The following is a 9,966-nucleotide window of genomic DNA, read 5'->3' as shown; positions in this document are numbered from 1 at the left end:
GCACGAACCGGAGATCGACGTGGATAAGCCAGAGCCCCGGCTGGCAGAACACGCACGCCCGCCCGCCGAAACAACTCAACGAAAAGCGAAACGCGGCTCAACCGAATCGCGACGGTGGATCAGGGCTCAGATGCCGATGGTCGGGATGCAGGTAGCCCTTGGTCGTCTCGATCGAGGCGTGGCCCAGGATGCGTTGCAGCACATGCAGCGGGACGCCCGAATCGGCAAGCCAGGTCGCGCCTGTGTGCCGGAGCCCGTGCCGTTTGAGGTTCTCGAGCCCGAGCCCCGTGACGAGCTGATCCCACTTGGTCGCATCCCGCACTGTGGCCGTCGTGAGCACTCCTCCGCGTGGGCCGCGGAGCAGCGGATCTTCCGGATCTCTGCCTGCGGTGAGGCGGACGAGGATCGGTTCAAGAGCATCGAGGATCGGCACGTAGCGGGTGGTGCGACCTTTCGTCTCCTTCGTGACCAGTCCCCCTTTGCCGGGATAGGTCTGCCGTTCGATCGTCACGATCCGACTGCTCCAGTCGATGTCTCCGACTTGGAGGCCGGCGACCTCTGACCCGCGGGCGGAGAGCAGCGCGCAGAGCATGACGTGATCGGAGTAGCTCTGGTGGACTTCTTCGCAGGCGTCTGCAAGCTGGTTCAGGGTGTCGAGGTCTGGGATCGCGAAGGCGCGGAATCCGCCGGTCTGTCGTTTGTCGTCCTTGCCGTATGTGCGACGTGCTCGGGTTCTCGCGGGGTTGGACGGGATCACTTCGTCGCGCACGGCGACATCGAGCACGCGTACCAGGGGCGCGATGCTGTTCTTCACGGTCGATGGTCCGTACTCGGTCTCCCACCGGTCGATGGTGCGGTCGATGAGGCCGGTGCTGATCCTGCTGACCTTGAGGTGCCCGAGCGCGGGCAGAACGCGGAGCCGGAGGCCGGCGTCGTAGCCGTCGACGGTGGAGGTTGGATCGAGGCCGCGCTGCCAACGGTCGCCGATGGAATCGACGTACTCCTTGAGCGTGATGAGCATGTCCGCGCCTGTCTCGGTGGACTGGCGCATCTTCTCGAAGAACGCCTCCGCCTCCTCCTGGGTGGCGACAAACTCGGACCGGCTGGGGCGCTTCTTCGTGTGCGGATCGGTCCACCGCACCCGCGCAAGTAGCCCGCTCCCGCGGCTCTCGGTGCTCTCGGTGAGTTTCACGCCGAGCGGCGGCATTTGATGCTTGCGCGGATCAGCCATGATCGGCCTCGCGTTCGAGCACCCAGGCGCGCACCGTCGGCGGGTTGTAGCGGGCGACGGCGCCGACCTGCACGAACGGAGGTCCCTCCTGCTGGCTGCGCCAGCGAGAGAGCGTAGCCGGGGATACGTTCAGGAACTCGGCGGCTTCGCGCGGGTTCCAGAGCGGTTCGACGGCATCAGTCGTCACGGACATGATCGGTCGATCGCCGTGCGCGGAGGAATTCATCTTCGATCTCCTGACGCGCCTGCACGTCCGCGGCCACGAAGCCGATGAAGTCTTCCGCGCGATCCGTGATCGTCTCGTCTTCGATCGGCCCCTGCTGGTCCTCGCCCGGCCAGGTGGTTTGCCGTGTCGGGCGGTCACGGTCGATCCGGGTGCCGCAGGTAGCGACCCATTCGTGGAGCCGGTCGCGGGCGGCTACGAAGTCGGTGTGCCAGGCGATCGGCCCTGACGCTGATTGGTCGGGGTCGTAGCTCGCGATCCAGTGCAGATGCAGGGCCGAGAGTTCCCACACCAGCTCGGGGTGTCGGTGCCAGAACGGCGGCACGACGGATGCGGGCAGACCATAGGTGCGACGGAGCCAGTCCACCCATTGGTTCAGCGCCAACCATTCCGCTTCGGCATCGCCCGAGGAGAGGAGATTCCAGTTGATCGGGCGCGGCGGCTCCGGAAGCGCGGTGCCGGCCATGAGCTGGTCGTAAAGGTCATCTTCCTCAATCTCGGGATCGAACTCTGCCTCGGGCTCGTCGTCGGGCACCTGAAGCGGCGGGATGTCGCTCACGCTGGTCACCGACCCAGCGCCATCGCGGCCGGCGCACGAAACTCGACCGCTGCCGACGGGGACGATGCGGGCAGCGAAGGCGCTGCGTCGACGGGGCGAGGGCTTCGCGCCACCGTATAGCGGGGATGCGAGGTGTCGAAGAGCAGCTTGTCGGCGCGGAACTGGACCTGTTCGACGCTCTCCCCCCGACGCTCGAACGTTCGGGAGTGGAACTCGCCGAGCGCGACCACATCGTCGCCCTCGGTGAACAGCTCGAAGGCGGCCTCGGCCCGGGCACCCAGCACGGTCAGTCCGACATAGGCGGTGCCCGTGAGTGTGAAGGTGCCGTCGCTCTGGCGCTGGTACTGCTTCTGCCCGAGCTGGGTCACGAACAGGAGTAGCCCGTCCTGCAGCCGCTTCAACTGCGGGGTCCGGGCGAGATACCCGGACACAGAGGTCTTGGATCGCATGTCCATCGCGTTTCTCCTACCTGCACCGCGTCGGTCGCGGCTCTACTCCGTAGGTGCGCCGCCGTCACCCGCGGTGCCGCGGTAGTGCAGCTGCGATTCGACCTCGGCACGATCAGTGACGAGTTGCGCACGATCGATGCGCTCGGTCCAGCGGCGGAGTCGTGTGACGATCGGGGGTGCCGCACGGAGGAGCACGAGTCCGGTGCCGAACGGGAGTCGGCGGATCGTGTCGGGTGGCATGATCGGGACCCGGCGGATGGAGCGTTGCGCGGAGCGGGAGCCGTGGTCGCCGACGGTGGTGGAGTCGGTGATTTCATCCCGTTCCCCGATCAGGGTGGAGAGGTCCCCAAGGTCGCGGCTGTTGGAGGCGCCGCCGAGGATGATCTTCACGATCGCCGCATCCCAGATCGCGTGAGCCGCGTTCTCGGACCACCGTTCGCGGGCTTGGGCGAGAGACTGCAGGACGGGCATGGTCGTGATCCCGGTACCGCCGCCCTCGGCCATGAGCGTCGGCAACGACGGCAACGGTGACAGGTTTGCGACCTCGTCGAGCGCGAGCAGCAGCGGCGGGTCCAACCGGGCGCCCGGGCTGCGCGCTGCGAGTCGGCGCGCAGCTTCCACCACGTCTTCAATGAGCGCCGCAACTAGGGGCGCGCTGTTGTTCGCACCCGCGGCCGTCGCGAGGAGATACAGCGTGCCCCGCTGCTCCAGAAACGCCTCGGGATCGAAGACCTCGTCCGGTCTGGGTGTCACGGCGTCGAGCACGCGCGGGTCCGCGAGAGCGGCGAGGGCGAGGGAGACGCCCTGCCAGATCGAGTCACGGGTTCTCGGGTCCGCGTCGATCATCGCCTGCAGCGCGTCCGCCCAACCTCCGGCCGCCATCGGATGCGAAGCAAGAATCGACACGGCATCGCCCGCGGCGGAGGGGTCGAGTGTCCAACGGAACAGATCGGCCGGCTGCCTGTCGTCGAGGGCGGCGGCGTGGAGGAGGCATTGGAGGGCGACGCGGGTTTTCGCTTCCCAGAAGTCGCCGCCTTCGACGCCGCCTTTCCCGAGCCCGGTCGCGGACGCGAGCCCGGACGCGCGGATCATCGCGGTCAGCGGGTCCGCGCAGCCGCGGACGGGCGACCAGCGCAGCCCTGCCGGGATGCCATCGGCGAGGTGCTGCGGATCGAACACCGCGACCGGCCCGATCTTCTGACGGGCACGGATCGTCGCGGTCACATTGTCGGGCCGGGTACTGGTCGTGATGACCGAGCCGGGCGCGTCGAGGATCGTGTTGATGACGATGTGGACGCCCTTCCCGGAGCGGGGCGGTCCGATGAGCAGGATCGAGTCCTCGACCGAAGCCCACACCTCGACCCCGCGGGACGCCCCGATCCGATACCCGACATCCGTGGGCGTCGGTCGGTCGAGGGAGGGGCGCAGGTTGCCGGCCCGGGCGAGCAGCGCCCGCGGCGAGCCGGCGTGCGTGACTTCGGTGCGGGTCGCGATCCCGGCGATCCTGTACGGGTCCATCGCCTGCCGCCGCGAGTGATGGCGAAGCAACACCCAGACCCGCCAAGCGGCAGCCCCGGCACCGAGGATCAGCCCCCCGGCGATCAGCCAGTACACGACCGGGTTGAGGTCGGGAGCATGGAGGGCGCTTGCGGGGTCGCCCGGCCGCAGTAGCACCCCGGCCCCTGCGCCGAGCCCCGCAGCCGGTTGTGGGATCCCGGTGACGAATGCGGCGATGCTGCCCGCGGCACGGAGGAGCACGGCGATCACTCCGAGGGCGGCGAGGAGGACGAGGGCGGCGTTGGTGAGTTCGTCGCCGAGCGTCCCGGTCGGGCGGATCGGACTGCTCATGTGGATTGGCCGATGCAGATGGTGCCGGAGATCCGGCCGAGCAGGATCACCTCCCGCGTCGGCGCGTGATCGAGATAGCGGGCATCGATCAGCGTGCGCGAGGTCCCGTCCGGCCCGGTCTCGGTGTGCGCGATCACGATCGCGACCGCCACGTCCTCACCGGGCACGAACCCGGACCCAGCGAACTCCACCAGTCGCGGAGGCGTGGTCGCGGTTGCCTGGCTGACGTGTTGCTGCGCCGGCACGGGAGCCGGTGCCGGTGCCGGGGCCGTGCGGCGGGGTTTGGGTGGGACGCGGTAGTCGGTGATGACCCGGCCGTCGACTTCGATCACGTCGACGCGGAGCGTCTGACCCGGCCGCTGCTCGCTGATCGCATCCACGATGTGCGGGTAGGAGGCGCGCCGCCACGGTGGCGCGAACTCCGCCGGAAGATACGGGGCACCATCGACGGTGACCTGCAGAGTGCCGTCGTCCTGAACGACCATTCGCACCATCACCACCACGGAGGCATCGGCTTTCGTACGGGCACGCTTCGACATACGGTTCTCCTTCGAGATCACAGAGGGGCCGCCCACCGCACGGTGGCGGGCGGGCGGCAGGGGGCGGTTCAGAGGGCGGCGCGCCTCGCGGCATTGCCGGCATCCGGTGCCGCACGGCGGGCGACTTCCTGGATGGCGGGGCTGAGGAACGACGGCGGGGTGGGGTCGAGGAGTTCGGTGATGTCGCCGGCGTGGGTGATGACCTCGGCGAGGCCTTCCCGCAGCAGACGGTGGCAGCCGGAGGAGGCGGCGGAGGTGATGGGGCCGGGGACGGTGCCGACGGGGCGTCCGAGTTCGGTCGCACGCGCGGCGACCAGCAGCGACCCGGACCGGTACCCGGCCTCCGGGATCACCGTGGCGCCGCCGAGAGCGGCGAGGAGGCGGGCGCGGGCGATGAACCGCCACCGGGTGAGCACGGTCTCCGGTGGGGTCTCGCTGATCTGGATTCCGCCGGCATCGACGATGTCTCCGAACAGTTCCGCGTGCCCGGCCGGGTAGGCGCGGTCCAAGCCGCCGGCGAGGACGGCGATCGTGGATGCAGGGCGGGCAGCGAGGGCGGCGCGGTGCGCGGCGGCATCGATCCCGTACGCCCCGCCCGCGACGACGATCCGCGGCTCCCTGACGAGATCCGAGACGAGCTCCCTGGTGACGTGCTCGCCGTACGAGGAGGAGGCGCGGGCCCCGGTGAAGGTTACCCGCGAGGCGAGCGAAGAGGTGAGCAGTTCGGGGTTCCCTTTCGCCCACAGCATCACCGGGGCCCGGTCGCCGAGATCCGCGAACGAGACCGGCCAGCCGGGACCGCCGGGCGTGAGGACGCGAAGCTGATGCTGGTCGGTGAGGCGTGCTACCTGGTCGGCGAGGCCGTCGACCAGGCGGGCCGCGGTCGCTTCCCGCCACTGCGTGCCCAGTACCGGGTCGACCTGTGCCGGGATCGGGATGCGCGGATTCCGGAGCAGCGCAAGGGTCTCGGTCGGGCCGATGACCCGGAGCAACTGCCCCGTGACTGAGTGTCCGGGTTCGGTGAGCGCGGCGATCGTCATCCGTGCCCGCGCGTCGTCGCTGTCCTGCATGATCTCTGCCCTCCCGGTGGGTTGTTGCTCAGGGGGCAGGTGCGCCGGGCGGGCATACGAGAACGGGCGGAACCGTGCCGGCCCTCCGGGGAAGGGGGCCGCGCGGTTCCGCCCGTTGCTGTGGGGCGCGCTATTCGTTCATCAGGTCATCGATACCGGTGTCCTCCTCTCTGACGTAGCCGTTGCGCTCCCGGTAGAGCGCGAGCCTGCGCCCGAACCAGAGCGTGCCGCCGGTCGCGAGGAGCGCAGCCGCGATCCCACCCCAGACGAGACTCATCCATCCGTCGCTGCCCGTCTCCGCCAGGGAGGTCGGCGGCTTCGGCAGCGGCGGTTGCGGGGTCGGCGGCGTCGGCGGTGTGCCCGGCGGGCGCTCGGTGACCACTGTCGTCTCACCCGGCGCACCGCACTTCCCGGAGGCAATCACCTTCCCGTCCTGGTCGTACAGGGTCTCGACCCAGTACACGTTCCCCGGATTCTCGACGGTCGTCGTTCCGGAGCGGTAGTGGCCGGCCTGCGTGACCGGGACCTTCGCCGAGGTGAAGAACGGCACCTCGCACACCGGGGCATCGCCTGCGGGCTGGGGTCCGTAGGCGCGGAACACGAGGTAGGCGCCCTTCGGGATGTCCGTGCCCTGCACGAGCGCGGTATCGGAGAACGGGTCACCCACGAACGCGGACTCCTGCGCCTGCGTGACCACCGACACCGGCTGTTCGACTCCGGGGACGAAGAACCGCTCCCAGATATCCGCCGGGGAGCTCACGAACGGCTGCACCCGATCATCGCCCTCGAACGAGGTAACGATCACGTAGTAGCCGGGCTTCTCAGGCCGGATCGCATCCTCATCGGTGTAGCCGATGTCGAAGACGCCGTTCTTCGCGGGCGTCGTGATCCTCGTCAGCACCGGGGCATCCTCGAGCGGCATATCCGCCGTCAGCTCCGCGTCGGTGGCGAAGGGACCGTAGACGGCATGCGTCAGTTCCTTCGCGTCGGGACCCCAGTAGCCGTCTCCGGTGAAGTCGGGGTGGTTGTCGGGGAACCCGGTGACGGTGATGCGGTCGAACGCGCGCCCGCCCTTGTGTACGTTGTACTCGCGCACCTCCGATGTGATCGTGACCGGCCATCGCACGGAGTGGGTTTCGACGTTGATGCCGTACTGGTCGCGCCAGTCGGCGGCGAGGAACGGGCGCACCCACTCCGGCTGCGACGCCTTCTTCACCTCCCACACCCAGGTCACGAACCCCGCATCCGGCAACGTCACCGCCGGCGACGTGTACGTGCCGGGGCCTTCCGCAACGACCTGCACCGTCCCCACCGGCATCGCGCCAGCGGGGATCTCCGCACCCTGGGCGGGAGGAAGCGTGCCGGACACTTGGTAGGCGGTGCCCTCGAACACGACCGGGATCGGGGTCCCGTTCTGCTTCAGCCACGCCCCGTTCGTCGACGACACTGTGATCGTGTCCGTCACGGCGTCGCCGGGCTTCACGAGCCTGCCGTTCGCCTTCGATACCGCCTCGGGCTGGAACGGCGCCACGGAAGTTTCTGCGACTCTGCCGAATCGGTCGGTGAAGGAGTCGGTGAGGTACTTCGCGTTCGCGCCTTGCTTCTCCTTGTCGATGCTCCACACCCACGTGTAGAACCCCGACGACGGGGCCACGAGCGTCCCCGGCGACACGTAGGTGCCGGGATGCGTGAGCGTCAGGGACTCGGTGCCGAGCACGGGGGCACCGGCCGGGGGTGCGTTCGCTTCGGCGGGCTGCGCGTCGAACGGCCCGTACAGGGTGCCTTCGGCGCGCACCGGCACGGGGGCGCCGTTGATCTTGATCCACGAGTGCTTCGTCACCGTGACGTTGAGCTCGTCGGTGAACGGAGTGCCGGCCTGCACGAACTTCGACGACACCTGCGTCTCGATGACCGGCTGGAAGTCCAACGGGATCACCGGCGACTCGGCCTGCGCCAGCAACGGCTTGAACGACGCCGCAGCGAGAATGCGCTGTGAACCAGGTGTGTAGAACAGGTCCACCCCGGCGCCCAGTCCGACCGACGATGCCGTGAACGCGGCCCGCACCCGGTAGTCGGGTGCGCCCTCTGCTGGTGTGCCGATGATCTGATGCGTTCCCGCGCCCAGCGTCGCCGACGTGTTGCCGTTCGCGAACGTCGCATTCGACAAGCTCACCGTGCCGGACAAGGACGCCGGGTCCGCGGCGATCGTGAGGGTTCCGTGGTACTGGTCGGTCATCGCGATCGACAGCGACACGGACGGGTCCTTGACCGCGTTGGATGCGGCGGCATCGCGCATCGCGGCCAAGTGCGCCAGGACGGTGGCCTGCTGGTTTCCGGGGACGCCGGTGATGAGCCCGCCGTCTCCGCCCTTGCGCAGATACACGTCGTGGTCGGCGACATCCCAGACGAACATCGCGACCGCGGAGGTGATGTTCGGATCACGGGATTCGCCCCACCGGCCCATCACGTAGTTGAGCTGCGCGAGCTGCGTGCGAGAGAGGGCGTCGAGCGTGGTCTTCAGTTCGGGCGGCTCCGTAGTGCCCCACGGCCCGACCGCACCGAGATCCATGCAATAGGTCTGCCGGCCGTGCGAGGAGAACGCGCCGATGAACAGGTTCTCGTCCCCGTACCCGGTGCCGAGCGTCGCAGCCTGAGCCGGCGCCGGGAAGAACACCCCGCCGAACAGCAGAAGCAGCGCCGTGAGGACTGCCGCGATCCGAGCCGCGGCACGGGCGGGCGGTGGAGGCGAGGTATCTGGTGGAACGAGAGAGGTGCTGGACATGCGCGAGGCCTTCCTGACGAGATCGGAGACCATCGCCGGTACGGCGACGGCCACCTGTCAGGTGCGCCCGCTGCGACTCTGCGGTGCTAGACGGTTCGCCAGTCTTGGGCGTCGAGAGCGGCCAGTACCTGCCGAGGGTCTGTTACGAGCCGTACAAGTCCGAGAATCCGTGCCGGGAAACCAGCGGGATCGGAAGCGAAGGTCTCTTCATCGGTTTCCAGATCGAACCGGTCTCGCAAGTTCACCGGCAGCTCTGCACCAGCCTCCTCTACGAGTTGGCGTCCTTCGGCTACCAACGCTGGTATCGGCCGGGGCCGAAATCGTTGGAGCTTGGAGGTCATGGGCTCGGGCGGTCGCAAGCTTGCACTGCGCAGGCGTGCCGTTGCATCGGTGATCCAGGCGTCGCCCGTGTCAATGGGGAGCGGAATCGGGATGCTTTGTACAGCATCGATCGCATCGATGTCGAGGGCGAGGGAAATTCGGGAGGCGTCCTCGTGAACATTTACGTAGCGGAGCACGTTCACGCCCGGAGCGCAAACCTCGGCGAGGTAGGCGTTGCCAACGAAATCGGTGGGCTCAGGATGCACACCCGGCTCGATCACGCAGTCCTGGCGGAGCCGCACCCTGTGGAGAAAGAACTGATCCGTCGACCCGCCTTCGTCGTCGATGCGGCGGAACATGTTCTCGACGGCGGCCTCGTAGGTGCCGACGTGCAGGGCTTTCGACTTCTGGCGTGCGGCCCATCGTTCAACGGCACCAGGGCGTGCACTCATCGATTCCATGCGCTGCCTGGTTTCTTCAGTCAGACCAGAGGCTGCGTCGAAGTCACGGTCGGGCCACACTGCGTGTGTCGATGAGTGATACCAGGTGAGGTCGCAGGTTGCGGCCTCGTCGTGTGCCAGATCCTCGGGAGTGGCGGTGAAATCGGGGCGGTCCTCGCCTCGGCAGTCTGTGCCGCATGCTGGGCAGCCCTCTTTGCCTTGGTCGAAGCGGTCCAGCCAGTCGATGGTCGCGTCCCATTCGTGGGCACACGCGCCACACTTCATCCGTCGCGGTCGCGTGAAATCAATGGGCCGTTCGATCACGGCATCAGGATGGCATAGGCCACTGACAACTACGTTTGTCTCTAGACCCGCATCTATTTCTGCTGGTTCCATGCCATTCAGGTGCGCTCTTCCAGCCGTAGCACGGCGATCTCCTCGTTCTGGGAATCTCGGATTTTGTTCATGATTCTTGAACACTTTGCCATTATTCTTGGCGTATGC

9 protein-coding genes are annotated in these 9,966 nt (G+C 68.0%); all 9 read right to left on the bottom strand.

All coding sequences use genetic code 11. The annotated features are described in order from the left end of the window. Positions 1 to 97: 97 nt before the first annotated feature. A complete protein-coding gene (locus tag WFM69_RS18905) occupies positions 98 to 1,231 on the bottom strand; it encodes a site-specific integrase (protein WP_337007341.1) in 1,134 nt (377 codons plus the stop codon). After that, positions 1,224 to 1,424 (bottom strand): helix-turn-helix domain-containing protein, encoded by a 201-nt coding sequence (locus WFM69_RS18900; protein WP_337007339.1) that lies wholly within the window; start codon positions 1,422 to 1,424, stop codon positions 1,224 to 1,226. The genes WFM69_RS18905 and WFM69_RS18900 overlap by 8 nt, the downstream gene beginning before the upstream one ends. Next, the gene (locus WFM69_RS18895) at positions 1,408 to 1,920 is read right to left on the bottom strand and encodes a hypothetical protein (protein ID WP_442928438.1); all 513 of its coding nucleotides are present in this window, start codon (positions 1,918 to 1,920) and stop codon (positions 1,408 to 1,410) included. The genes WFM69_RS18900 and WFM69_RS18895 overlap by 17 nt, the downstream gene beginning before the upstream one ends. A gap of 98 nt (positions 1,921 to 2,018) precedes the next feature. Beyond that, a complete protein-coding gene (locus WFM69_RS18890; RefSeq protein ID WP_337007337.1) occupies positions 2,019 to 2,468 on the bottom strand; it encodes a single-stranded DNA-binding protein in 450 nt (149 codons plus the stop codon). A 36-nt stretch (positions 2,469 to 2,504) separates the two neighbouring features. Further along, positions 2,505 to 4,310, bottom strand: a complete 1,806-nt coding sequence (locus WFM69_RS18885) for a TraM recognition domain-containing protein (RefSeq protein ID WP_337007335.1) — start codon at positions 4,308 to 4,310, stop codon at positions 2,505 to 2,507. Then, complete coding sequence (locus tag WFM69_RS18880) at positions 4,307 to 4,849, bottom strand: hypothetical protein (RefSeq protein ID WP_337007333.1); 543 nt, start codon at positions 4,847 to 4,849, stop codon at positions 4,307 to 4,309. The genes WFM69_RS18885 and WFM69_RS18880 overlap by 4 nt, the downstream gene beginning before the upstream one ends. 68 nt (positions 4,850 to 4,917) lie before the next feature. Next, on the bottom strand, positions 4,918 to 5,919 hold the full coding sequence (locus WFM69_RS18875; RefSeq protein ID WP_337007331.1) for a DNA-processing protein DprA: 1,002 nt from the start codon (positions 5,917 to 5,919) through the stop codon (positions 4,918 to 4,920). 130 nt (positions 5,920 to 6,049) lie between these two features. After that, positions 6,050 to 8,701, bottom strand: a complete 2,652-nt coding sequence (locus WFM69_RS18870) for a hypothetical protein (RefSeq protein ID WP_337007329.1) — start codon at positions 8,699 to 8,701, stop codon at positions 6,050 to 6,052. An 86-nt stretch (positions 8,702 to 8,787) separates the two neighbouring features. After that, positions 8,788 to 9,786: a zinc-ribbon domain-containing protein gene (locus WFM69_RS18865; RefSeq protein ID WP_337007327.1), complete on the bottom strand. Its 999-nt coding sequence runs from the start codon at positions 9,784 to 9,786 to the stop codon at positions 8,788 to 8,790. Positions 9,787 to 9,966 lie beyond the last annotated feature (180 nt).

Origin of the sequence: Microbacterium sp. LB12, from assembly GCF_037150835.1 — a bacterium.
Classification (GTDB): domain Bacteria; phylum Actinomycetota; class Actinomycetes; order Actinomycetales; family Microbacteriaceae; genus Microbacterium.
This window is presented reverse-complemented; position numbering and strand designations above follow the sequence as displayed.

Bases quoted from the DNA above. Each gene is read 5' to 3' on its own strand.
- WFM69_RS18905 (WP_337007341.1), bottom strand. From the start codon at position 1,231: ATGGCTGATCCGCGCAAGCATCAAATGCCGCCGCTCGGCGTGAAACTC.
- WFM69_RS18900 (WP_337007339.1), bottom strand. From the start codon at position 1,424: ATGTCCGTGACGACTGATGCCGTCGAACCGCTCTGGAACCCGCGCGAA.
- WFM69_RS18895 (WP_442928438.1), bottom strand. From the start codon at position 1,920: ATGGCCGGCACCGCGCTTCCGGAGCCGCCGCGCCCGATCAACTGGAAT.
- WFM69_RS18890 (WP_337007337.1), bottom strand. From the start codon at position 2,468: ATGGACATGCGATCCAAGACCTCTGTGTCCGGGTATCTCGCCCGGACC.
- WFM69_RS18885 (WP_337007335.1), bottom strand. From the start codon at position 4,310: ATGAGCAGTCCGATCCGCCCGACCGGGACGCTCGGCGACGAACTCACC.
- WFM69_RS18880 (WP_337007333.1), bottom strand. From the start codon at position 4,849: ATGTCGAAGCGTGCCCGTACGAAAGCCGATGCCTCCGTGGTGGTGATG.
- WFM69_RS18875 (WP_337007331.1), bottom strand. From the start codon at position 5,919: ATGCAGGACAGCGACGACGCGCGGGCACGGATGACGATCGCCGCGCTC.
- WFM69_RS18870 (WP_337007329.1), bottom strand. From the start codon at position 8,701: ATGTCCAGCACCTCTCTCGTTCCACCAGATACCTCGCCTCCACCGCCC.